This is a genomic window from Companilactobacillus mishanensis (assembly GCF_003946505.1).
Lineage (GTDB): Bacteria > Bacillota > Bacilli > Lactobacillales > Lactobacillaceae > Companilactobacillus > Companilactobacillus mishanensis.
Window position 1 is genome coordinate 43493 of sequence record NZ_RHON01000001.1, and the last position, 23902, is coordinate 67394.

Consider the following 23902-nt stretch of genomic DNA (forward strand, 5'->3'; position numbering starts at 1 on the left):
GGAGTGTAGGAAATGATAGAAAGTACAGCCAGAGACTTAACAAACTATGAAACAGTCGTAGCTCAACCAAAACAGGAGACAAATACTCAGACACTAACAGTTACGCATAAAGTAGCTATTTCAAAGACTGAGAGTCTTCTCTTGATCGGATTAGGAATTCTAACAGTTTGCCTTATGACAGCACTAGTTTCTGTTAAAGTCTCAATGACGTCTGCACAAAACCATCTGGACGCAATTACAACACAAATTACTAATACAAATACCAACAACGTAAACTTGCAACAGGAAGTCTCAGAGATGACTAGTTATGATAGACTTTCAAAATTTGCTAAGAAACATAATCTTAAAATGAGCAATAAAAATGTAAGGAACGTTACGAAATGAAAAACTTTTTAAAATTTCTAAAAAATAAGGCACGAATCAATCACTATGTTATTGGCTTTTTAATAGTGGTTGTGACGGCCTTTTCTTTTATCGCTTTTATTTATAGGTTTACAAGTATCGCCACTACCAAGGAGTATGACGGTGTCAATTTGGAACAACGTACTAAACAAAAATATCAAAACGTGGATCAGGTAAATGCTAAGCGTGGTGACGTTTTAGACACTAGTGGTGAAATGATTTCTGGAAATTCCAGCATATATAACATATATGCTGTTCTTTCGCATTCAGCCAAAACAACGGATGGAAAACCAGAATATGTCGAAAACAAATCCTCAACAGCTGAAAAATTGTCAAAATATTTGCCATTATCAAAGAAGCAAATTTTAGATTACTTAACACCTGAAAATAAGAAACAATATCAAGTTGAATTTGGGCCAGAAGGTCGTGGGCTTTCAATAGAAATAAAAAATAAAATTGCCCAGGAAAATATCCAAGGTATTAAATTTACAGAGTTACCTTCCAGAGCTTATCCAAATGGAATTTTTGCAACCAATCAAGTTGGAATAACTAAGGCAGATAACGCTAATGATAAGAACAGTAATATTAGTGGTGTTATGGGAATTGAAAAATATTTCAATAAAACTCTTGCTGGGACTAATGGTAAGAAAATAACCAAAATTGATTCACACGGTAATGAATTACCTGGATCTGAAGTTACCGAGAAGCAAGCAATCAACGGATCAAATGTCTATTTGACCTTGGATAGCAAAATCCAACAGTATGTTGAAATACTTACTCAAAATGTTGAATCTAAGTATCAACCTAAGAATTTGAATGTGTTAGTAATGGATGCCAAGACTGGGCAAATAAAGGCCGCTACGCAGCGTCCAACGTTTAATCCAACAACTGGTAAAGGGTTGGACGAAAGTTGGCGAGATACGCTTGTAGAGGATCAATTTGAACCTGGTTCTGTTATGAAAATTTTGACGCTATCTGCCTCGATTGATTCAGGTAATTACAAACCAGACGAACTTTATCGTTCAGGAGCTGTCGAAGTAGGCGGTAGAACCATCAGGGATTGGAACAATGTTGGATGGGGTTATATCCCTGCATCTGAAGCATTTCCACGTTCCTCCAATACAGGTATGGTCCATCTAGAACAAGAGATGGGTCCAGATACTTGGATGGATTATATGAAGAGATTCAAAATTGGTGTTAAGACGGGAATTCCTTTACCTGGTGAAATTGCGGGTGGTATTTCATACAAGCATGCATCTGACCAGGCAATGACTTCATTTGGACAAAGTGTGAATGTTAATACTATTCAAATGTTGCAGGCATTCTCTGCTGTTGCTAATAACGGAAAAATGATCAAACCGCAAATTGTTAAAAAAATCGTAGATCCTAACACGGATAAGACGACTAAGAAATTTAAAGTTGAAACTGTTGGTCATCCAATCAAAGCGTCGACTGCTAAACAGGTCCGTAAAGCTATGCGTGAGGTTGTAACTGAGCCTTATGGTACCGGAATGGTCTACAAAATCCCTGGAGTCAAAGTGGGTGTAAAGACTGGTACTGCTCAAATTGCTTCACCAACAGGTGGATATATGAGTGGAGCAAGTAATTATATTTATTCTGTCGCAGGTATGGCTCCATACAAAGATCCTAAATACATTGTCTATATTACGATGCGTCAGCCTCAGATCATGTCGACTGGTGCTGAACAAATGATTTCAGAAATATTCAATCCTCTAATGAAGAGGTTAATGACAAATTCTGATTCAGCTGGTACTGACATTGCTGCAAATAGTCAATACGTCGACATGCCAGATTTCTTGAACAGCTCTGTCGGGGATGCTCAGAAACAAATAGAGAAATTGAATTTACAAACTGGTATTATTGGTACCGGAGATAAAATTGTTCAACAATTACCAGCAAATGGTGAAAAAGTCATGCCTGGTCAACGTATCGTTATGTTGACGAATGGCGCCATGACTATGCCAGATTTGACCGGTTGGTCAAAGAACGACGTTTTGAAATTTGCTGAAATCACTGGAAAAACTGTTGATACCGATGGTGATGGATATGTTACATCACAATCGATAAAAGCAGGTGATGTAATAAATGACAGTGGTAAAATTAAAGTAACTTTGAAAAATAATTAACATTTTAAGTGGGGATTTCCATGGAACTTAGCAAAATAATCATAGATGTAATTAGTAGTTTTGCCATCGTAGCGATTTTTATGCCATTTCTTATTGGCTACTTGATTGCTCATAAAGAAGGTCAGTCGATCAGAGAAGAAGGACCAAAATGGCATGAGAAAAAATCTGGAACACCTACAATGGGTGGACTATTGATCATAATTGCGATGACCATTTCTAATATTTGGGTCGGTGCTTGGTTAGGTCAGATGACCCATGCTCTAGTGATTACAACCTTAGTTGTGATCCTTTTTGGGTGTATTGGATTTATTGATGACTTCATCAAAGTCTTTAAGAAAAGAAATCTTGGATTAAAGGCATTACAAAAATTAGCATTACAAATCGTTGTTGCTATTATCTTTCTATATGTTTATATGAACGATAATTTACCAATGAATTTTTCGATTCCAGGATTGTTCTCAATTGATTCAAGAATAGTATTTGTTCTGTTCACAATTTTTTGGTTAGTTGGATTCTCAAATGCTACTAATTTAACTGATGGATTAGACGGTCTATTAGGTGGCTTAGGAACAATTTCTTATTTGACGTATGCAATTATTGCGTTGAACCAAGACAGAATCGATATAGCCATCGTATGTTTCTCAGTTGTTGGTGCTTTGTTAGGCTTCATGATGTTCAACCATAAGCCTGCCAAAATATTCATGGGTGATGTTGGTTCCTTAGCTTTAGGTGCTGGCTTAGCCGCTATTTCAATACTATTAGGTCGCTATTGGTCACTATTATTGATTGGACTTGTTTATGTGATCGAAACAGCAAGTGTCATGTTACAAGTTTTCTCGTTTAAAGTTTTCCACAGGCGAATATTTAAAATGACACCGATCCACCATCATTTTGAGATGCTTGGTTGGAGTGAGTGGAAAGTTGATATAGTATTTTGGTTAGTTAGTGCAATTTGTTCAGCAGTTTATTTATTAATCTTTGTATAGGAAGTAAGTCATGGTAGAGAAGAGTAATTATTCAGACAAAAAGATTCTTGTTTTAGGTTTAGCTAAGAGCGGTTTTGCCGTTGCTAGATTATTGAAAAAAATGGGTGCAGAAGTCACAGTTGTTGACTCAAATCCACTAGAAGGTAATGCTGAAGCTAAAGAGCTTTTGAATGAAGGTTTTGACGTTATCACTGGAAGCAATCAAGCTAAATTGATTGATGATTCTTATGATTATTTAGTTAAAAACCCAGGTATCACATATTCTAACGAGCTAGTTGCTAGGGCGCTAGAGTTGAAGATTCCTGTAATTACTGAACCAGAGGTAGCATACGAGTATTCAAAAGCAACAATGGTCGCAGTGACAGGTACGAATGGTAAGACAACTGTTACGACATTGATTCAATTGATGCTTGATCATTCTCCACAATTTAATAAATCTTATTATGCTGGCAATATCGGTATTCCTATCTCTGATGTTGTCCAAAAAGCTACTAAACAAGATGTGATCGTAACTGAACTATCAAGTTTCCAACTAGAAGGAACCATCAATTTACATCCTCATGTTGCAGTTTTGAATAACATATATTCAGCTCACCTTGATTTTCATGGCTCAAGGGAAAACTATATTAATGCAAAAATGCATATAACAAAAAATCAAACACCAGATGACTACTTCATCGTTAACTGGAACGAAAATGAATGGCGTCAACTTTCAAAACAATCTTCTGCACAAGTAATTCCATTTTCTGACAAACAAGAATTAGGTTTTGGTGCATATGCTTCAGAAGGTAATATTTATTACAATCGTCATCTCATCATGAATGAAGACGAGATTAAAGTTCCTGGAGAACATAATGTTCAAAATGCCTTGGCAGCAATAAATGTTGCCAAAATTTTTGGTGTCTCAGATGGTGACATCATCGAAGTATTAAGTAAGTTCGCTGGTGTAAAACATCGAATCCAATTTGTTGATGAATTCAATAAACGCAAATTCTATAACGATTCAAAAGCTACAAATATCGAAGCCACAATTGTTGCATTAAGTGCTTTCAAACAACCTATCACTTTGATAGCAGGTGGTTTGGATCGAGGTAATGGTTTCGACGAATTAGTTCCTTATTTAAAACGGAACGTAACTAATATCGTTGTTTATGGTGAAACTGCTGAAAAAATGATCGATGCTGCTAAAAAGGCAGATATCAGTAATATCATCGAGGTCAAAGATCTCCAAGATGCTGTTCCCGAAGCTTATAAGCAAAGTGCAGAAGGAGAGGTCGTCTTACTTTCACCTGCTGCAGCTAGTTGGGATCAGTTCGATAATTTTGAACAACGTGGTGATCAATTTATTGATGAAGTTAAGAAATTAAAAGGAGAATAATTATGACTAAACTCCGCATAATCGTATCCGGTGGTGGTACAGGTGGCCATATTTATCCAGCGATGGCACTCATTAAGCGTTTGAAGGAACGTGACATGATTGAAGATGTTTTATATGTTGGAACTGAAAATGGCCTTGAAAGTAAAATAGTTACCAAAGCTGGGATTGATTTCAAGACTATTAAAATCAGTGGTTTTAAAAGAAAATTGACTTTTGAAAATATTAAAGTTTTGAATATGTTCTTTTCGTCAATTGGAAAATCAAAGAAAATAATTAAAGAATTTAAGCCTGATATTGTTGTGGGTACTGGTGGATATGTTTCAAGTGCTGTTGTTTATGCAGCTCACACGTTGCATATCCCCACGGTGATCCATGAGCAAAATACCATTGCCGGTGTTACCAATAAATTTTTAGGTCATTTCGTTGATCGAATTGCCATTGCGTTTAAAGATGCCCAGGATCAGTTTTCCGAGAAATCTAAGATTGTTTATACCGGGAATCCAAGGGCACAAGAAGCGGCCGCAATTAAGGCCAATGATAGATTGAAGGATTTTGATTTATCTCCTGAAAAAAATACCGTAATGATTTTCGGCGGATCTCGTGGTGCTGAGCCAATAAATAAAGCGGTAATAGATTCTCTAGAGAGTTTTTCTAAAGCTGATTTTCAAATGATATTCGTGACCGGCAGGGTTCATTATGATGGTGTGGTAAAACGAATCGATGAGAAGTACATGTCAGCACCAAATATCTCAATCGAACCATACATCGATAACATGCCAGAAATCCTTCCGGATTTGAAATTGATTGTTGGACGAAGTGGAGCTACAAGTATTGCAGAGATCACCGCATTAGGAATTCCCGCAATTTTCATACCAAGTCCATATGTTACACATGATCACCAAACAAAAAATGCTAGGGCAATTGCCGCCAATGGTGCAGCAAATATTTTGCCTGAAAGTGAACTAACTGGTGAAAAGTTATTTAATAATGTTTCTGAAATAATGAATAGCGTAGATATTCAAAATAAGATGTCTGCTGCTTCAAAAGAAATCGGAGTTCCCGATGCTTCGGACAAACTGATCAGTGTATTAACTGGATTAGTCCGTAAGTAATTTGCGAGGTCGATATGTCAAAAAAGCGTAAGAGCGTTGATAAGAGCCTGATTATTAGTTTGATTGCAATAGTCATTATATTTATTGCTTATCTGGGTTCGCCATTGAGTAAAGTGAGAAATATTTCTGTCAAAGGAGTTAATGATTTAGGTGCTCAACAAGTAATTGATGCAACTGAATTGAATGATAATTCTTTATTGATAGGAGTTTTTCTCAGAAAAAACTCGATATCAAACAAAACGCATGAAAAATTACCGTCAGTTAAATCACTTGATTTTCAGACTAAGAATTTTCGTGACTTGGTTATTAATGTGCATGAATATCAAACACTTGGATTAATTTATAAACATGGTTATTACTACCGAATAATCACTGGTGGTAAGGTGTTATCCAATAAGATCAAAGCACCGATCGGGAATTATCCAATTTACAGTGGATTTGATAAAAAGTCACAATTGAAAAAAATTACTGAAATATATCGACAATTTCCTGCAAGCGTAAAAAATAACACATCAGAAATATATAATGCGCATACAAAAGTCAATCCTTACAGGCTAAAAATTGATATGAATGATGGTAATAAAGTGATTGCGGATAGTCGCACCGTTGCAAAAAAGATGAAGTATTATCCAGGTATTGCGTCACAAATGAAGCAAAAGGGTGTCGTTGATCTTGAAGTTGGTGCTTATTCATATGCATTTGATGACAAGAAATAGGTTTAATATAATAGTTTTTGTGTTAAAATTTTCTAATGAATGGTTTTTAACAAGTTAAGGGAGGCAACCACTGTTTATGGACAATTCAAAGTTCTATGTGGGTCTTGATATAGGTACCAGCTCAATTAAAGTGGTGGTCGCTGAAGCGTCAGATGACAAATTGAGTGTTGTTGGCGTCGGAAGTGAACGATCTGAGGGAGTTAGCCGTGGCGTTATTGTCGATATAGACAAGGCATCCGGTGCGATCAAACGTGCTGTCAAAAAGGCTGAGACTCAAGCAAACATAACGATAAAAGAAGTAGTCGTCGGAATTTCGGCAAATATGCTACAGATTGAAAAGTGTCAAGGAATGATTGCAGTTGGCACACAATCAAAAGAAATTACAGAAAATGATGTAAGACAAGTTATGGCAGCTGCCATGATCCAGAACTTACCAGGTGAAAGAGAAGTTGTTTCTCTTGTACCTAAACAATTTTCTGTTGACGGATTTAATAATATTCGTGATCCAAGAGGAATGATCGGTGTTCGTCTTGAAATGAAAGGTATTATTTACACCGCTCCAAAAACTATTGTTCACAATACTAAGAAAGCTATACAACAAGCCGGTCTTAATATTGTTCATAAAGTTATAACGCCGATGGCATTGAGCCAAGTCGTTTTAAACGATGGTGAGAGTGATTTTGGTGCGGTCATTATCGATATGGGTGCAGGTCAAACCACTGCTTCAGTTGTTCATGATCATAATTTGAAACTTTCAACAGTTGATTTTGAAGGTGGAGATTACGTCACTCATGACATCTCAGTTGTTTTAAACACAACAATGGAAAATGCCTCACAATTAAAAGTATATTATGGGACTGCAGATTCGGAACAAGCCGATACTGATGATACAATAAGCGTTGAAGTAGTCGGACAAAGCGAACCAGAAACAATTTCTGAAGAGTATTTGTCTGAAATTATAGAAGCCAGATTGCAACAAATTTTCACCAGACTTCAGGGTCCTCTTGAAGATGCTGGTGCTTTGTCATTGCCGGGCGGAATTGTCTTGACTGGTGGGGTTGCAGCTACACCACAAATTGAAGATTTAGCCAAAAAGGTATTTGGAGTTAAAGTCAGAAGTTATGTACCTGCTCAAATGGGTATGAGATATCCATCTTACTCATTAGGGTTAGGTCTTGTGACATATGCTTCAAACTTGAATGACATTGGAATTATTGCTGACAATGTAGTCAACGGTGCTGCGATTAATCAAAATGATTCAGCCTCAAGACCATCTGTTCAGACTCAGTCTGTTCCAGATAATCGTCAAACTACTACTCAAGCAAAACCAAAGAGTAAGCAACAAAAGAAACAATCTCCAAAGAAAAAGGCTGAAAAAGGTTCTAGAATGGACAGAGTCAAAGATTTCTGGAGTAAGTTTTTTGATTAATAAATAAGTTAACTATATTCAAGATAGGTAATAGGAGGAACTCCTTAATGGAATATTCATTAGATTCAAGCGAAAATATGGGGGCAGTCATCAAAGTTATTGGTGTTGGTGGCGCTGGTGGTAATGCTGTTAACCGAATGGTCGATACAGGTATCAAAGGTGTTCAGTTTATTGCTGCGAATACAGATGTACAAGCACTTGAAAGCTCTTCAGCTGAAACAAAGATCCAACTTGGACCAAAGCTTACTAGAGGTCTAGGAGCTGGTTCTAACCCTGAAATTGGACAAAAAGCTGCACAAGAGAGTGAAGAAGCAATCAAAGAAGCACTCGAAGGTGCAGACATGATCTTTATCACTGCAGGAATGGGTGGTGGTACCGGTACTGGTGCTGCACCTATCGTTGCAAATATCGCAAAAGAAAGTGGCGCACTTACTGTTGGCGTCGTTACTCGTCCTTTTGCTTTTGAAGGATCAAAACGTTCACGCTTTGCTGCTGATGGTATCAGTGAGCTTAAAAAAGATGTTGATACACTTGTATTGATCTCAAATAGTAAATTGCTCGAAATCGTTGATAAGAAGACTCCTATGGGTGAGGCATTCAGTATTGCTGATGATGTTTTACGTCAAGGTGTTCAAAGCATTTCTGACTTGATCACATCACCAGGATTCGTTAACTTGGACTTTGCTGATGTTAAAACAGTAATGTCTGACCAAGGTTCTGCTCTTATGGGTATTGGTACAGCTAATGGTGAAAACAGAATTACTGATGCTACAAACAAAGCTATTTCTTCACCACTACTTGAAGTATCTATTGATGGTGCTAAGCAAGTATTACTTAACATTACTGGTGGACCTGATCTTTCATTGTTTGAAGCACAAGATGCTGCTCAAATCGTTACAGATCAAGCAACCAAAGACGTTAATATTATCTTTGGTACATCAATTGATGAAACACTTGGTGATCAAGTTAAAGTTACTGTTATTGCAACAGGTGTTGAGAGTGAAAACAGTAAGGACAAAGTTCGTCGTCCAAATCTAAACAACCCTAACGCAGTATTCAATGTAAATAACAATAATAATGATCAAAATGATAATGCCCAACAAGCACAACCACAAAGACCAGCAACTGATCCTTTGGCAGATTGGGATATCAACCAAGCAAACAGTGATAACTCAAACAATAATGTTTCAGGTGAAAAGAGTGATTTTGATATCTTCCAAAAACCAGAAACAATTGATTTAAGTGATGATGACGATGACTCAACACCACCTATCTTTAAACGTAGAAATAAATAATAAGGAGTTCAAATTATGGCATTTGAAAAACTAGGTAATTTCTTTGGTATCAGTGACGAAGAAAACTATGATGGCAATCAAGCCCAAACTACTACCACAAATGAAGCTAACGATTATTCTAACAATGAGAAGGTAGTTTCAATGGATTCAAGTAGCACAGTGAAGAACGCAAGTAGCAAGATCGCTATCTATCAACCAAGAGTTTATGCTGATGCTAAAGTTGTTTCTAAACAACTATTGAACAACAAAGCAGTAATAGTTAATTTTAATAATATAAGTGATGATCAGGCTAAGAGAATCGTTGATTTCCTTACTGGCACTGTTTTTGCTCTTAACGGCGAAATCAAACGTGTTGGAGACAAGATTTTCTTGTGCACACCACCCAAGTTTCAAATAGATGGTAGCATTCCTGACATTGGTGAATAACTAACGGAGGAAAATAAATGGATCGAGTAATGACCGGACTACCCGGAATAATAGGTCTGCTTTTCAGTGCCTATGAATTGATAATCATTGTGTTCTGTGTATTGACTTTCATTCCGAGATTGTACAACTCGGCATTTGGTCGTTTTATAGCAGGTATGGTAGCGCCATTTTTAAATTTGATTTCTAGAATTATTCCTACTCGATTTGGATTCATTGATATTTCTCCTATCATTGCGTTAATACTTGTACAAATAGCAGAGAAAGTGATTTTTTACATAATTTAATGGACGATGAAGAAAAGGTAAGTCTAAATAGTAGTTATTTCAGACCTGAAGAGAAGCCCTTTATCGACAAGATTGGTGATTTATTACTTCGAACTCAAACAATGTATATTCCACAATTAACTGATTTTCTCAACATGAGAGAACGTGCCATTCTGGACAATTTGGTCAATAAATATGACGATTTGTTTGTCCATTATTATGGTGGTTATGAAGGAGCAGAAAGAGTCAGGGGCATAATTGCTCCTGATTATTTTGTACCTAAGGAAAGCGATTTTAAAATTTCTTTGTTTGAGGTCAGATATCCTGAAAGATTTGCGAACTTGCATCATGGACAAATACTGGGTTCGTTAACCGGTTCTGGCGTAGAACGAGATCATTTTGGTGATATTATTACCAATGGTAAAGCATGGCAATTTTTTGTATTTAAAGATATGGCCAAATTTATTAGTGAACAAGTTGATAAAATTGGTTCCTTTAAGGTACATTTGACCGAGAAAGATATCAAAAAGGATTTGATTATGCCGATCGACGAGTCGGCTGATGAAACTGTCAACGTCCAATCCTTGCGACTGGATACGATAATATCAACTATCTATGATATTTCTCGAACTCAATCTAAGGCATTAGTTGATCATGGTAAAATTCAGCTTAACTGGGTACCTAATCGCAATGCCAGTGCATTTGTGACCTTATATGATACTATTAGTGTCAGAGGCTACGGCCGAATAAGAATAAATGATATCATGGGCAAATCAAAAAATAATAAGTATATAATTTTTGTGAACGTTATTAGGAAATGATGAGGGGTGTGGTTTTATGGTTTTGTCACCAATCGAAATACATAACAAAGAATTTGACCGAAAGTTTCGTGGGTATGATCGTGAACAAGTTGATCAATTTTTAAATCAAGTTGTTAACGATTATGATTTGGCACTACAACAGAATTCGCAATTACAAAAAGACTTGAAACAAGTTCAATCACAACTGAAGTATTTTACAGAAATGAAAGATGCTTTGAATCAGTCTATAATTGTTGCACAAGATGCTGCTGATAAAGTCAAAGCAAATGCTGAAAAAGAAGCACAGATCATTTCCGAAGATGCCCAACAAAAAGCTAGAGATTTGTTGGACCAATCAACCACAAAATCTAATCAAATATTAGAAGATGCTTCCGACAAGGCTAGACAAGTCACGATTGAAACTGATGATTTGAAAGGTAAGACAAATGCATTTCGTATTACTCTTCAAAACATGCTTCAGCAACAATTGGATTATGTTGAAAGTCCTGACTGGAATAATCTTCTTGATACGACCCAGACTAGCGATTTGAAAGAAAGAATCGGTATGACAAATAATTCAGAATCAGATCAAAATCAGATTCCAAATGAAAGTCAAACTGAAGATTTTCAAAAAAATAAAGATAATGTTTCAAATCAAAGGCAAGAGGATTATAATAAAAACATTCCAGATAACGAGACTTCAGATTCATATACGATCAACAATGATCAGAATGGTCCTACATTCAATTTTGATTCTGATGCCGATAACAATGGAAATAACTAATGAAAAGAACAAGTACTCAACTCAAAACATTTTCAGCGAGCTAATGTATGGTGTGAGATTAGCAAATTAAGTGGGTTAGGTATATCAGCTTTTCTATAAAAACTAGAATTTATACCAATAGGTGGTACAGCGAGAATTCGTCCTAATTTGGATGGATTCTTTTTTTATTACAAAAAGGGAGTGGAAAGATGCGAGTAAAAGACACATTAAACTTAGGTAAAACGAAATTTCCAATGCGCGGAAATCTTCCTAATAAAGAAGCCGAATGGCAAAAAGACTGGGAAGAAAATAAAGTATATGAGAAACGTCAAAAGTTAAATGAAGGCAAACCAACTTTTGAATTATTAGATGGACCTCCATTTGCTAATGGTGACATCCATATGGGACATGCACTTAACAAAATCTCAAAAGATATCATTATTCGTTACAAATCGATGGATGGATATCGTTCACCTTATGTACCTGGTTGGGATACTCATGGTCTTCCAATTGAACAACAACTTGCAAAAAAAGGTGTTAAACGTAAGGAAATCGGTATGTCAGAATACCGTAAGATGTGCCTTGATTTTGCTGAAAATGAAATCAAAAAACAGATGGCAGGTTTCAAACGTTTAGGAGTATCTGCTGACTGGGATCATCCATACATCACATATCAACCAGAATTCGAAAAAGAAGAAGTTAAAGTTTTCGGTGAAATGGTAGACAAAGGATACATTTATCGTGGTAAAAAACCAGTTTATTGGTCACCTTCATCTGAATCAACATTAGCTGAAGCTGAAATTGAATATCACGACATTAAGTCACCATCTATCTTTGTTGCTTTTAAAGTTCGTGATGGAAAAGATTTGTTGGATAAGGATACATCATTCATCATCTGGACAACTACACCATGGACAATGCCTTCTAACTTGGCTATTTGTGTAAATCCAAAATTCGATTATGCACAAATCAATGCTGATGGGAAGAAATATGTTGTAGCTGAAGAACGTATCAGCTTCCTTAAAGAAAAATTGGGCTGGGATAATGTTGTGATCCTTAAGACTTTCAAGGGTGCTGAACTTGAAGGATTATCTGCAACACACCCATTCTATGATCGTGAATCAAAACTTATCCTTGGTAATCATGTTACTTTAGACGATGGTACTGGTTTAGTTCATACAGCTCCTGGATTTGGTGCTGATGACTTCGTTGTTGGTATGAAATACAAACTTCCTGTTTTCTCACCAATTGACGCTCACGGTTGCTTTACAGACGAAGTACCTGAATATGAGGGTGTCTTCTATGATGATGCCAATAAAATGATCACAGAACGTATGAAGGAAAATGGTTCATTATTGAAACTTGATTTCTTCACACATAGTTACCCACATGATTGGCGTACTAAGAAACCTGTTATTTTCCGTGCCACTCCACAATGGTTTGCATCCATCGATAAATTTAGACCACAATTACTTGAAGAATTAGAAAAAGTAAGTTTCATTCCTGATTGGGGTAAAACTCGACTTTATAATATGATTCGTGACCGTGGTGACTGGGTAATCTCTAGACAACGTGCTTGGGGTGTTCCACTACCAATTTTCTATGCAGAAAATGGTGAACCAATCATGACCAAAGAAATCATTGATCATGTTGCCGACTTATTTGGTAAATATGGTTCTGATATTTGGTTCGAAAAAGATGCTAAAGATTTGCTACCTGAAGGCTACACAAATCCTAATAGTCCAAATGGTGAATTTACTAAAGAAACAGATATCATGGATGTTTGGTTTGACTCAGGGACAGCACATGCAGGTGTTGCTAAATTAAGAGATAACTTAGTATTTCCTGCTGATTTAGTACTTGAAGGTTCTGACCAATATCGTGGTTGGTTTAACTCACTATTGATCACTTCAGTCGCAGCATTTGGAGTTGCTCCATACAAAGCTATTCTTTCTCAAGGATTCACTCTTGATAAGAATGGTGTCAAGATGAGTAAATCACTTGGTAATGTTATTGCACCAAAGGATATTGAAAGACAATTTGGTGCTGAAATTATTCGTCTTTGGGTTGCTTCTGTAGATTCAAGTTCAGATGTGTCAGTATCAGTTGATTCATTTAAACAAGTATCTGAATCATATCGTAAGATCCGTAACACTATCAGATTTATGTTGGCTAACACAACTGATTATGATCCAAAAGAAAATCGTGTTGCATACGACGACTTGCGTCCAGAAGACAAATACATTGTTATGAAATTGAACAAGTTGATCGAAGATGTTTTAAATGATTATGATCACTATGATTTTGCTAGTGTGAATAAATCAGTTTTGAAGTTCCTAACAAATGATCTTTCAACATTCTATTTAGATTTTGCTAAAGATGTTGTTTATATCGATGCTGAAGATTCTCATTCACGTCGTTCAATGCAAACTGTAATTTACGATTCTGTAGTTGCAATGGCAAAACTTTTGACACCAATTCTTCCACATACAATGGAGCAGGTTTGGGAATATCTCAAAGAACCTGAAGAATATGTTCAATTAGCTGAAATGCCAAAAGCAGAAAAACAAGCTGATTTTGATGAAATCGAATCAACATGGACAGCATTTATGTCATTCCGTGATGATGTGTTGAAGTCACTTGAAATGGCACGTGATAGCAAATTGATCGGTAAATCACTCGAAGCTAAAGTTACAGTTTACCCAAGTGATGAATTGAAAGAGACATTATCTAAGATTGACAGTAACTTGGGTCAATTATTAATTGTTTCTCAATTTGAGATCAGTGATGCTGCTGTTCCAGATAACGCTGACGATTACGAGAATGACAGTGTTCTCGTTGAAAAAGCTGAAGGAGAAGTTTGTCAAAGATGTCGTATGGTGAAAACTGATGTAGGTTCTGACTCAAACTTCCCTAATTTCTGTGCTAGATGTGCTAAGATTGTAACGGAAGAATATCCACAAACAATAAGCGAAGGCTTTGAAGAATAGAGTTGATACTATGTTTGAAGGTAAAATTGTAAGATATAACAAGAATAAGGGTTTTGGATTTATCAATGATGGAGAAAATGATATTTTCTTCTTTGCTGACTCAATTCTTAACCGTGAAGACTTTTATATTCAAGAAGGTCTGACAACTACATTTGAAGTTGCACCTGGTTACAAAGGTCCACAGGCTGTAAATATTACTATTACTGCATCAGATGAAGAAGAAAGCACAAATTAGTGCTTTCTTTTTTGTTTGTGAAAATTACATTTTTAGTTATCTATCAACTGAAGATATGTTATTCTATTTTGCATGTTACAATTAAAATTGCAGTAGTCTAAATTGTTGATCAAGAGGTTTTATTAATGCATAAAGAAGATTCAAAATATTATGAACAAGTCGTTGCTACAAAACGAATGTTTGGTGGCAAAATCTTTAACGTAGATGTTGAACAGGTTATTTTACCTAATGGAATTCCATCTATCAGAGAGATTGTCCAACATCATGGTGCGGTCGGTATTATTCCACTTGTAGACGACAAAATGATTTTTGTACGTCAGTGGAGAGCCCCACTAGAGCAAGAAACATTAGAGATCCCCGCTGGAAAAATTGATACGGATGAAGGATCTGATTTACAAGAAGTAGCACTCCGTGAAATGAACGAAGAACTCGGTTTAACGACTGATAAATTAGAAAAGGTAACGGCATTTTATGCCAGCCCTGGTTATTCTAATGAAAAATTAACGATGTATTTAGCCAAAAACTTGAAGCCAGTAGAAAACAAACGCCCATTGGATAGTGATGAATTTCTAAACGTAGAGAAATTGACACTGGATGAAGCCAAGAAGTACGTCGAAGACGGAACAATATGTGATTCTAAAACCATTTATGCAATCACATATTGGGAATTGCTTAAATCGAAGGGTGAATAGTATGTTTTCTAAACTTAAAAGTAGATTTAATGGTAATAAATTTAATAAAAAGAATAATGATCAGTCACTTAATCCAGTAGTATCTGAAGAAGATATCCAAAAACAACAAAAAGCGATTGCAAACCAAGAGCGGCAACGTGTTGAGCAGGAGTATAGGAAGCAACATCCTGATCAAATGAAGGAAGAACAAAAACTTTCTTTCGATCATAAGACAAATAAATTGAAAAAAAGACTAAATATTGCGATTATTACAGTATTCGGCTTAATTGTTCTTGTATTCTTAATTTTATTTTTTGTATAAGGAGTTCATATAAATGAAAATTGGCGTAATTGTTCCAATGGAAGAAGAAATCAAATTATTAAAGGATTCACTGAGAGATGTCGAATCTCAAACAGTTGCTGGTGTAGAAATAACTACTGGTAATTATGGCAAGCACAAGGTAATTCTTGCTCAAAGTGGAATCGGTAAAGTTCAAGCAGGGATGACAACTACTATTTTGAATGAACGCTACACACCTGATTTAGTCGTAAACACTGGTTCAGCTGGTGGTATTGGCGAAGGACTCAAAATAGGTGACATTGTTATTTCTGAAAAACTTGCCTATCACGACGTTGATGTGACTTCATCAGGTTATAAGATGGGTCAATTACCAGGAAGTCCTTTATATTTTGAAGCTGATTCATTTTATGTAAACGAGATTCAAAAAGCAGCCGAAAAGACAAACTTGATCTATCACAAAGGTTTGATAGTTTCAGGAGACCAATTTATTGACGACAAAGCTAAGATTGCTACAATTAAAAAGTCGTTTCCAAATGCATTGGCATCTGAAATGGAAGGTGCAGCAGTTGCACAAGTATGTACTCAATTTGGTACACCTTTTGTGGTTATCCGTTCCATGAGTGATGTTGGTGATGAGGATGCCAGTGTCAGCTTCGATGAATTCGTAGTTGTTGCCGGTCGTAAATCAGTTCAAATGTTGCTGAACTTTTTAGATCAAGAATAGTTTGAAAAGGAGATTATTACGTTGGGGTATATATATTTAGATAATGCTGCCACCACACCGATGGCTAGTGAAGTTATTGAAGTAATGCATGAACAAATGATCAATACATTTGGAAATGCGTCTGCTACCAATTATTTTGGTCGTCAAGCTCGTAAAGTACTTGATGAAAGTAGACATACTATTGCGCAAAGTATCAACGCTAAGGACTCAGAAATCGTCTTTACTAGTGGCGGTACTGAAGCTGACAACACTGCTATCATTTCAACAGCCTTATCTCGTCAAGATAGAGGAAAACACATTATTACAGATACAACTGAACATGAGGCCGTTTTAAAACCCATGGCATATTTGGAATCCATTGGTTTTGATGTGACTTATCTTGAACCGGATGAATCCGGGGTAATTTCAGTAAAATCTGTTAAAAATGCCCTAACTGATGATACAATATTAGTTTCCATTATGTATGGAAATAATGAGGTCGGTTCAGTAAATCCAATTTCAGAAATTGGTGAGTTATTAAAAGATCATCAAGCATATTTCCATACTGATGCTGTACAGGCCTATGGAACTGAGGATATTGATGTCAAAGCTGAAAATATTGATATGTTATCAACGTCAGCTCACAAGTTATATGGACCTAAATTCATGGGCTTCTTGTACATCAATGATTCCATTCATATTCCTTCATTGATCATGGGTGGGGATCAAGAAACTAAACGTCGTGCCGGAACTGAAAATATTCCAGCAATTGCTGGATTCGCTGAAGCAGTTAGAATGGCTTCAGACAGTGAAAAGAAAGCTAGACGAGAAAAATATTTTGGTTTCAAGCAACAAATCCAAAAAATTCTGAACGAGAATGGTATCAAATATGGTATTAACGGTCCATCCACTAGTCACGGATTAAATCACGTGTTTAATTTGTATCTACCTGGAATCGATCGTGGTATTCTATTAACGCGTTTAGATTTAGATGGTTTTGAAGTATCAGGTGGTTCTGCCTGTACAGCAGGCAGTTTGGAACCATCACATGTGCTGATTGCCATGTTTGGAAAAGATAGTCCACGTATTCATGATTCATTGAGAATTAGTTTTGGTAAGAATAATACTCCAGAAGAAGTAGAAGCTTTTACAAAAAAACTAATAGAAATCGTCAATGACTTGACTAATTAATAAAAAATGAGCAAACTAAATATTGAGAATTTTATTAATTAAGGGGACTTATTATTATGGAAAAAAATGACGCTCAAGTTTTAGGCGATACAAACGTATACGAAATTGCACCAGATGTTAAAAAATACTCACTCTTGGATGCTGGATTTTTTGAAAGCAACCGTGGCAATTTCCGTTTGGAAAGACCTATTTCAGGAACATCACCATATGATGCTAGATATATGCTAAAAATCACTATCAATGCTAATCTTGATGGAATGAGAATGGCTATTACTGATAAAAGTGGATTGCATAATCTCAATATTTTTAAAGGTAAAGATACACAGTCAGAAATAGATGACTATAAATTTTTAATTAAGTACTTGATCGAAAAGGATGTTTTGATCAAGAAATAAGAGGGTTATTTTTATGGAAAAAGCAAAAAAGCGCGTAGTTGTTGGAATGAGTGGTGGAGTTGATTCTTCAGTAAGTGCTCTTTTGTTGAAACAACAAGGATACGAGGTTATCGGTGTCTTCATGAAGAACTGGGATGACACAGATGACTCTGGAGTATGTACAGCTACTGAGGATTATGAGGATGTAGCAAAGGTTGCCAACAAAATCGGAATTCCTTATTATTCAGTTAACTTTGAAAAAGAGTATTGGAATCGCGTGTTCCAATACTTCTTGGACGAGTACAAGAAGGGTAGAACTCCAAATCCTGACGTTATGTGTAACAAGGAAGTTAAGTTTAAGGCATTCTTAGACTATGCCAATCAATTAAATGCTGACTACATCGCAATGGGTCACTATGCACAATCATTTACAGATGATAACGGTGTAGTTCATTTATTACGTGGTGGAGATGCTAACAAGGACCAAACTTACTTCTTGAGTACTGTTCAACAAGACCAACTAAAGACTGCTTTATTCCCAATTGGCGGAATGCAAAAGTCAGAGGTTCGTCGTATTGCTGAAGAGGCTGGTTTAGCTACAGCTAAGAAGAAGGACTCAACTGGTGTATGTTTCATCGGTGAGAGAAACTTCAGAAAGTTCCTTAGTGAGTTCTTACCTGCACAAGAAGGTACTATGATGACACCTGAGGGTGAGGTTAAAGGTAAGCATACTGGTTTGATGTACTACACAATTGGCCAAAGACAAGGCCTTGGTATTGGTGGAAATGGTAAGTCAAACGAGCCATGGTTTGTTGTTGGTAAGGATATGAGTAAGAACATTCTTTACGTAGATCAAGGATATGAGAATCCAAGATTATACGCTGACCATCTGGAAGCATCTGATTTGTCATTTATCACAGGTCTTGACTATGGAGATGAATTCCACTGCACAGCCAAGTTCAGATATCGTCAACAAGATACGGGTGTTACAGTTCACGTATTGGACGATGGCAAGGTCACAGTTGACTTTGACAACCCAGTTAGAGCAATTACACCAGGACAAGAAGTCGTATTCTATGACGGTGAGGAGTGCCTCGGTGGTGCAACTATCGATGCTGCTTACATGAAGGCAAAGAAGTTACAATACATTTAAAAATTAATGATCCTTTTTCGATTGGATTGTGGATGTTTAACATCCATATGACAATTGGGAAAGGATTTTTTGTTGTAATCTGTACATATCATGAGTATGCTTAAACTATTCTTAGTCAAGAAAAGGAGAATTGATCAGCAAGACAGATTTATAAATTACTAAATGGGGTGAATTACTTTTGGAAAGATCTAGGAGAAAACATTTATTGTATGTTATTTTCTTAATTTCATTGGTTCAGTTAGCTATGTTTTCCATTGTGTATAGGATTAAGTCGCCAAGTGAATTTTCTTCGATGGTTTATCAAGTAAATACTAGTAATAAAATGAAACTGATTATTTTTCTGACATCTTTATTAATATTAATTTTTATCTTTGCAGTATCGTTGATACTGACGAACAGCTTTCGCTATTTAAGTCATAAGATTTTTTCAACTTCAGATTCTACTTGGCATTTTGAACTTATTTTTATTTATTTTTTGTTCATCTCTAGCATTCAGGTGATTGTTTCAGCAGTCGGGGTCAAATATTTGTCTTATCCTTTACCTATCATGTATATGATTGCTTTGATCTATTTGGCTTGGAAGGTATGGAATAAATCAAAAAATGTAATTGGTACAGCCGGTATAATTATGTTTGGGGTATTGATTCAATTCCTCCTGGAAGTATTGAGCTAATTTAGAATGTTATTAAGTTTAGAGAAAGGTGAATCCTCAAATTGAGAATTCACCTTTTTTATTTCAAAGATATTGAGATTTTGTATTAAATATACCGGGTACCTTGAAAAAATTGAGATAAATCTCCATAATTGGAGTATTAAGTAAAAATAGTAAGGTGAATTGGCATATGGAACTATATTTTGTGAGACATGGGAAAACTGAATGGAATTTGGAAGGTAAGTATCAAGGGAGTCATGGAGATTCTCCGCTATTACCTGACAGTATTCATGATATTAGTTTGTTGGCTGAACGTTTACGTAAAGTGAATATTAGTCATGCTTACACTAGTCCATTGCCACGTGCCAAAACTACAGCCGAGGTTCTTATTTCTGATATGAACAAGAATATTCCTCTAACGGTAGTTGACGACCTTCGTGAATTTGATTTGGGTGTTATGGAAGGTAAGAAATTTGTTGATCTTGAGAAGAAAATTCCCGAAGTCATTCACGCCTTTCGTTATGAACCTGCTGACTATGACAATAATAAAATCAAAGCTGAATCATTTGAATCAGTAGTGAAGCGTACTAATTCTGCAATCAATCTGATTGTTGATAAAAATCATGGTAAAGGTAATGTTTTGATCGTCAGCCATGGTGCTGCATTAGTTGCAATGATCCAATCACTTTTGGGTAACGATATTGCTGACATCCGTAAAGATGGTGGCTTATCAAATACAAGTTTGACGCATCTACGCTATGAAAATGGTCGATATAAATTGATCAATTGGAATGAAACAAAGTTTTTAAACAAAGAACTAAAGAGTACTGACACTATCTGAGGTATTTTATGACTGAATCTAAGCAACAAAAAGAGACCAGAATACAGCAATTGGTCAAGAAGTTAGAAAAGGACAATCGACAATTGCCCGTAATCCTGGAATTGTCCGCCAACTTAGTAGAGGTTGGCGATTTGGAGCAGGCTGAAGATCTTTTAACTAGATCATTGACATTATTTCCACAAAATACAGACCTTTTATATAATTTGGGGAATGTCTATTTTTTGGCAGATCAATCTGAAAAAGCCCATGAGATTTTCACTTATCTGATCAAGGCCAATTATGGGTTTGAAGCCTACTTCATGGAAAGCAAGACTTTAAATCAACAAGGTAAAAAGTCGATGGCGATAGTTTACGCTTTGACTGCGGTTGAAAAAGCACCAAATGACTTTGCTGCCAATGAGCTGATTGCAGACTTATTGATGGCGAACGGAAATTTTGATGATGCTAAAAACTACTATATTAAGGCAAATGGAATCAATCCAACTGCTAAGGCGTATTTCAACCTAGCACTATGTAAAATGAATTTGAAAGAACCATATGAACACGAATTAGATCAATCTAAAAAATTAGACAATGATTATTATTTAAAAAACGAAAAAGAATTAGCTGATCTACAGCAATTTATGACGAAGAATCGAGGTAAAAATGACTGAAACTGATGAAAAACAATATTTTGTTGGAACAGTAAAAGCTATTTTCTTCGAGAATCCTGAGAATTTATACAAAATATTTTCCATCAAAGTTAAGAAAACCAATACTGATTGGGATGCCAGTGATATCGTTGTTACCGGCAGTTTTGGAGAAATTTCTGAAGAAGAAGAATACAGATTTGAGGGTGAATTAGTGGATCATCCTAAATATGGACAACAATTTAAAGCTGAAACTTATCACCACAGTCGGCCCAGCGGTCGTAAAGAGTTGATAAGCTTTTTTTCTGGAGAAGAATTTCCTGGTATAGGTAAGAAGACTGCTGAGAAAATCGTTGATAAATTAGGTGATAATGCGATCGAAAAAATTATCAGAGATCCTAATGCACTGGATTTTTTGAAGTTAGGCGAAGAAAAGACCAACTTGGTGGTAGAACAGATTTCTAATAACAATGAAGCTGAACAGACACTCTTCGAATTAAGTAATTTTGGCTTTGGAAATGTATTATCTGCTCGAATCTACCAACAGTACGGCGCGAATACCATCGATAAAATCAATGAAGACCCCTACAAACTAGTTTTGGAAGTTAAAGGAATCGGATTTAAACGTGCTGATGAATTGGCAAGGAGACTAGGAATTGCTGAAGATGATCCGCGTCGAATCAAGGGAGCTTTGATTCAAATTGTTGATGACTTGGTTAACTCGTCCGGCGACACCTTTATTCCACAAGAAGTTATGTTGAAACGAGCATATTCAACTTTACAATCTCGAAATACTAAGCCTGATTTGGATCAGAAAATTGTGGATTGTCTAAAGGAATTGGTAAATGACGGTTCAATAATTGTTGAAGATAAGAAAGTATATGAAAAAACTATTTTTGATGCTGAATGGTCAATTGCCCAATCTTTGAAAATGATCACTGATACGTACAAAGGTGAAGAGTGGTCTGACAAAGAATATAAAACTGAACTTGCCAAAGTGGAACGTGATTTCAAAGTAAAATACGATGACTCACAAGAGAATGCCATTCGACAGGCCTTGAGCCATTCAGTCTTCCTATTAACGGGTGGACCAGGTACTGGTAAAACAACAATTATTAACGGAATCGTAGCTATGTATTCTAAGTTGAACGATGCCACACTTGACCCAGAATCAGAGGATTATGCTATTGCTTTAGCTGCACCAACTGGAAGAGCGGCTAAGCACATGGGTGAGACGACTGGACTTCCAGCTATGACCATCCATAGATTGCTCGGACTTACGGGAACTGCCGATGATGAATATGCTGAACCAACCTTAGATTGTAAATTATTGATAATTGATGAGATGTCCATGGTTGATACAAGATTATTCAAAACTCTGATTACTGCAGTTCAGCCGGGTACCCAGGTTATTTTGGTCGGTGATAAAGATCAGTTGCCATCTGTCGGACCAGGTCAAATATTTTCAGATATGATACAAAGTGATGTTTTTGCAACAACCATTTTGACGGAGATTCATCGTATGGATGAGGATTCGACAATTATTCAATTGGCTCACGATATTAATCGAGGAATAATTACCGATGATGTTTTTCAAAATCGGTCTGATCGAAGCTTCTTTAGTACTGGTAGCAACAATGTGCCAGATGCCGTTTCACAAATAGTCAGCAAATCAGCCGAACGAGGTTTTGATATTGCTGATGTTCAAATTTTGGCGCCAATGTATCGTGGAAAAGCAGGTATTGATAATTTGAATGTAACGATTCAAAATGTTGTCAATCCAATGAACGAAAAACGCAAAGAAGTTTCAATGGGAAATGTACATTATCGAATCAATGACAAGGTTGTTTATTTAGTTAACACACCTGAGGATAATGTATTCAATGGTGAAATCGGTAAAATAGTTGGTATTGATTTGGCGAAGACTAATACTGATCACGTTGATAAAATTATTATCGATTTTGAAGGAAATCAGGTTACGCTGGATCGAAAAGATTGGAGCAATATCACGTTGGCTTATTGTACCTCGATACATAAAGCCCAAGGTTCTGAATTCGAAATGGTCATTTTACCGTTAGTTAATGAGGAATCAAGGATGCTCCGTCGTAATTTGTTGTATACGGCAATTACTAGGTCTAAGAAAATCTTGATCATGGTTGGTAATAAGTCGGCTTTTGAACGAGCCATCCAAGATCAATCATCTGCTAGAAATACTACTTTGAAAGAACGACTGTTAGAGATTTTTAAAGTGGCAGCTGAACCGGTAGTAAATGAGGATTCAGATTCAGATGAAGTTGAAGACCAATCAGAAGATGATGGACAATTAACTTTGGATAAAGTTATGAGCAATGCAATTGATCCTATGATCGGTATGTCAGGAGTCACACCATTTGATTTCATGAAAGATACAAATAAAACCGCTTAGACAATGTCTAAGCGGTTTTT

At 36.2% G+C, this 23902-nt stretch carries 23 protein-coding genes; all 23 read left to right on the forward strand.

The features are described from left to right. Window positions 1-12: 12 nt before the first annotated feature. Window positions 13-384, forward strand: coding sequence for a cell division protein FtsL (gene ftsL / locus EKM63_RS00245; RefSeq protein ID WP_125702532.1), 372 nt, complete (start codon window positions 13-15; stop codon window positions 382-384). Then, window positions 381-2549: a penicillin-binding transpeptidase domain-containing protein gene (locus EKM63_RS00250; RefSeq protein WP_125702533.1), complete on the forward strand. Its 2169-nt coding sequence runs from the start codon at window positions 381-383 to the stop codon at window positions 2547-2549. The genes ftsL and EKM63_RS00250 overlap by 4 nt, the downstream gene beginning before the upstream one ends. Before the next feature lie 20 nt (window positions 2550-2569). Continuing rightward, window positions 2570-3535: a phospho-N-acetylmuramoyl-pentapeptide-transferase gene (gene mraY, locus EKM63_RS00255; protein WP_125702535.1), complete on the forward strand. Its 966-nt coding sequence runs from the start codon at window positions 2570-2572 to the stop codon at window positions 3533-3535. A gap of 10 nt (window positions 3536-3545) precedes the next feature. Further along, window positions 3546-4913, forward strand: coding sequence for a UDP-N-acetylmuramoyl-L-alanine--D-glutamate ligase (gene murD / locus EKM63_RS00260; protein WP_125702537.1), 1368 nt, complete (start codon window positions 3546-3548; stop codon window positions 4911-4913). Window positions 4914-4915: 2 nt separating this feature from the next. Continuing rightward, the gene (murG, locus tag EKM63_RS00265) at window positions 4916-6025 is read left to right on the forward strand and encodes an undecaprenyldiphospho-muramoylpentapeptide beta-N-acetylglucosaminyltransferase (RefSeq protein WP_125702539.1); all 1110 of its coding nucleotides are present in this window, start codon (window positions 4916-4918) and stop codon (window positions 6023-6025) included. 14 nt (window positions 6026-6039) lie between these two features. Continuing rightward, the gene (locus EKM63_RS00270; protein ID WP_125702541.1) at window positions 6040-6741 is read left to right on the forward strand and encodes a cell division protein FtsQ/DivIB; all 702 of its coding nucleotides are present in this window, start codon (window positions 6040-6042) and stop codon (window positions 6739-6741) included. A 76-nt stretch (window positions 6742-6817) separates the two neighbouring features. Beyond that, window positions 6818-8170, forward strand: coding sequence for a cell division protein FtsA (gene ftsA / locus EKM63_RS00275; RefSeq protein WP_125702543.1), 1353 nt, complete (start codon window positions 6818-6820; stop codon window positions 8168-8170). A 47-nt stretch (window positions 8171-8217) separates the two neighbouring features. Then, entirely contained in the window at window positions 8218-9465 is a 1248-nt protein-coding gene (ftsZ, locus tag EKM63_RS00280; RefSeq protein ID WP_125702545.1) for a cell division protein FtsZ, read from the forward strand. A gap of 15 nt (window positions 9466-9480) precedes the next feature. After that, window positions 9481-9891 carry a cell division protein SepF gene (locus EKM63_RS00285; RefSeq protein WP_125702547.1) on the forward strand — a complete coding sequence of 137 codons (411 nt, stop codon included), beginning with the start codon at window positions 9481-9483 and terminating at the stop codon, window positions 9889-9891. Window positions 9892-9920: 29 nt separating this feature from the next. Beyond that, the gene (locus EKM63_RS00290) at window positions 9921-10175 is read left to right on the forward strand and encodes a YggT family protein (RefSeq protein WP_225418244.1); all 255 of its coding nucleotides are present in this window, start codon (window positions 9921-9923) and stop codon (window positions 10173-10175) included. After that, entirely contained in the window at window positions 10175-10975 is an 801-nt protein-coding gene (locus EKM63_RS00295) for a YlmH family RNA-binding protein (protein WP_125702551.1), read from the forward strand. The genes EKM63_RS00290 and EKM63_RS00295 overlap by 1 nt, the downstream gene beginning before the upstream one ends. Window positions 10976-10991: 16 nt before the next feature. Then, window positions 10992-11738 carry a DivIVA domain-containing protein gene (locus EKM63_RS00300; protein ID WP_125702552.1) on the forward strand — a complete coding sequence of 249 codons (747 nt, stop codon included), beginning with the start codon at window positions 10992-10994 and terminating at the stop codon, window positions 11736-11738. A 188-nt stretch (window positions 11739-11926) separates the two neighbouring features. Continuing rightward, the gene (gene ileS, locus EKM63_RS00305; protein ID WP_125702554.1) at window positions 11927-14707 is read left to right on the forward strand and encodes an isoleucine--tRNA ligase; all 2781 of its coding nucleotides are present in this window, start codon (window positions 11927-11929) and stop codon (window positions 14705-14707) included. Window positions 14708-14717: 10 nt separating this feature from the next. After that, entirely contained in the window at window positions 14718-14942 is a 225-nt protein-coding gene (locus tag EKM63_RS00310; protein ID WP_125702556.1) for a cold-shock protein, read from the forward strand. Between the two features lie 125 nt (window positions 14943-15067). After that, the gene (locus EKM63_RS00315; RefSeq protein ID WP_125702558.1) at window positions 15068-15634 is read left to right on the forward strand and encodes an NUDIX hydrolase; all 567 of its coding nucleotides are present in this window, start codon (window positions 15068-15070) and stop codon (window positions 15632-15634) included. 1 nt (window position 15635) lies between these two features. Then, the gene (locus tag EKM63_RS00320) at window positions 15636-15935 is read left to right on the forward strand and encodes a hypothetical protein (protein ID WP_125702560.1); all 300 of its coding nucleotides are present in this window, start codon (window positions 15636-15638) and stop codon (window positions 15933-15935) included. A 13-nt stretch (window positions 15936-15948) separates the two neighbouring features. Then, window positions 15949-16638, forward strand: a complete 690-nt coding sequence (locus EKM63_RS00325; RefSeq protein ID WP_125702562.1) for a 5'-methylthioadenosine/adenosylhomocysteine nucleosidase — start codon at window positions 15949-15951, stop codon at window positions 16636-16638. 21 nt (window positions 16639-16659) lie between these two features. Further along, a complete protein-coding gene (locus tag EKM63_RS00330) occupies window positions 16660-17808 on the forward strand; it encodes a cysteine desulfurase family protein (protein WP_125702564.1) in 1149 nt (382 codons plus the stop codon). Window positions 17809-17864: 56 nt separating this feature from the next. After that, a complete protein-coding gene (locus EKM63_RS00335) occupies window positions 17865-18203 on the forward strand; it encodes a hypothetical protein (RefSeq protein ID WP_125702566.1) in 339 nt (112 codons plus the stop codon). 13 nt (window positions 18204-18216) lie between these two features. After that, window positions 18217-19335, forward strand: a complete 1119-nt coding sequence (gene mnmA, locus EKM63_RS00340) for a tRNA 2-thiouridine(34) synthase MnmA (RefSeq protein ID WP_125702568.1) — start codon at window positions 18217-18219, stop codon at window positions 19333-19335. Window positions 19336-20177: 842 nt separating this feature from the next. Continuing rightward, window positions 20178-20828, forward strand: coding sequence for a histidine phosphatase family protein (locus EKM63_RS00345; protein ID WP_125702570.1), 651 nt, complete (start codon window positions 20178-20180; stop codon window positions 20826-20828). A gap of 8 nt (window positions 20829-20836) precedes the next feature. Continuing rightward, window positions 20837-21481: a tetratricopeptide repeat protein gene (locus tag EKM63_RS00350; protein WP_125702572.1), complete on the forward strand. Its 645-nt coding sequence runs from the start codon at window positions 20837-20839 to the stop codon at window positions 21479-21481. Beyond that, window positions 21474-23882 (forward strand): SF1B family DNA helicase RecD2, encoded by a 2409-nt coding sequence (recD2, locus tag EKM63_RS00355; RefSeq protein ID WP_125702575.1) that lies wholly within the window; start codon window positions 21474-21476, stop codon window positions 23880-23882. The genes EKM63_RS00350 and recD2 overlap by 8 nt, the downstream gene beginning before the upstream one ends. Window positions 23883-23902: the final 20 nt, after the last annotated feature.

Bases quoted from the DNA above. Each gene is read 5' to 3' on its own strand.
- ftsL (WP_125702532.1), top strand. From the start codon at position 13: ATGATAGAAAGTACAGCCAGAGACTTAACAAACTATGAAACAGTCGTA.
- EKM63_RS00250 (WP_125702533.1), top strand. From the start codon at position 381: ATGAAAAACTTTTTAAAATTTCTAAAAAATAAGGCACGAATCAATCAC.
- mraY (WP_125702535.1), top strand. From the start codon at position 2,570: ATGGAACTTAGCAAAATAATCATAGATGTAATTAGTAGTTTTGCCATC.
- murD (WP_125702537.1), top strand. From the start codon at position 3,546: ATGGTAGAGAAGAGTAATTATTCAGACAAAAAGATTCTTGTTTTAGGT.
- murG (WP_125702539.1), top strand. From the start codon at position 4,916: ATGACTAAACTCCGCATAATCGTATCCGGTGGTGGTACAGGTGGCCAT.
- EKM63_RS00270 (WP_125702541.1), top strand. From the start codon at position 6,040: ATGTCAAAAAAGCGTAAGAGCGTTGATAAGAGCCTGATTATTAGTTTG.
- ftsA (WP_125702543.1), top strand. From the start codon at position 6,818: ATGGACAATTCAAAGTTCTATGTGGGTCTTGATATAGGTACCAGCTCA.
- ftsZ (WP_125702545.1), top strand. From the start codon at position 8,218: ATGGAATATTCATTAGATTCAAGCGAAAATATGGGGGCAGTCATCAAA.
- EKM63_RS00285 (WP_125702547.1), top strand. From the start codon at position 9,481: ATGGCATTTGAAAAACTAGGTAATTTCTTTGGTATCAGTGACGAAGAA.
- EKM63_RS00290 (WP_225418244.1), top strand. From the start codon at position 9,921: ATGACCGGACTACCCGGAATAATAGGTCTGCTTTTCAGTGCCTATGAA.
- EKM63_RS00295 (WP_125702551.1), top strand. From the start codon at position 10,175: ATGGACGATGAAGAAAAGGTAAGTCTAAATAGTAGTTATTTCAGACCT.
- EKM63_RS00300 (WP_125702552.1), top strand. From the start codon at position 10,992: ATGGTTTTGTCACCAATCGAAATACATAACAAAGAATTTGACCGAAAG.
- ileS (WP_125702554.1), top strand. From the start codon at position 11,927: ATGCGAGTAAAAGACACATTAAACTTAGGTAAAACGAAATTTCCAATG.
- EKM63_RS00310 (WP_125702556.1), top strand. From the start codon at position 14,718: ATGTTTGAAGGTAAAATTGTAAGATATAACAAGAATAAGGGTTTTGGA.
- EKM63_RS00315 (WP_125702558.1), top strand. From the start codon at position 15,068: ATGCATAAAGAAGATTCAAAATATTATGAACAAGTCGTTGCTACAAAA.
- EKM63_RS00320 (WP_125702560.1), top strand. From the start codon at position 15,636: ATGTTTTCTAAACTTAAAAGTAGATTTAATGGTAATAAATTTAATAAA.
- EKM63_RS00325 (WP_125702562.1), top strand. From the start codon at position 15,949: ATGAAAATTGGCGTAATTGTTCCAATGGAAGAAGAAATCAAATTATTA.
- EKM63_RS00335 (WP_125702566.1), top strand. From the start codon at position 17,865: ATGGAAAAAAATGACGCTCAAGTTTTAGGCGATACAAACGTATACGAA.
- mnmA (WP_125702568.1), top strand. From the start codon at position 18,217: ATGGAAAAAGCAAAAAAGCGCGTAGTTGTTGGAATGAGTGGTGGAGTT.
- EKM63_RS00345 (WP_125702570.1), top strand. From the start codon at position 20,178: ATGGAACTATATTTTGTGAGACATGGGAAAACTGAATGGAATTTGGAA.
- EKM63_RS00350 (WP_125702572.1), top strand. From the start codon at position 20,837: ATGACTGAATCTAAGCAACAAAAAGAGACCAGAATACAGCAATTGGTC.
- recD2 (WP_125702575.1), top strand. From the start codon at position 21,474: ATGACTGAAACTGATGAAAAACAATATTTTGTTGGAACAGTAAAAGCT.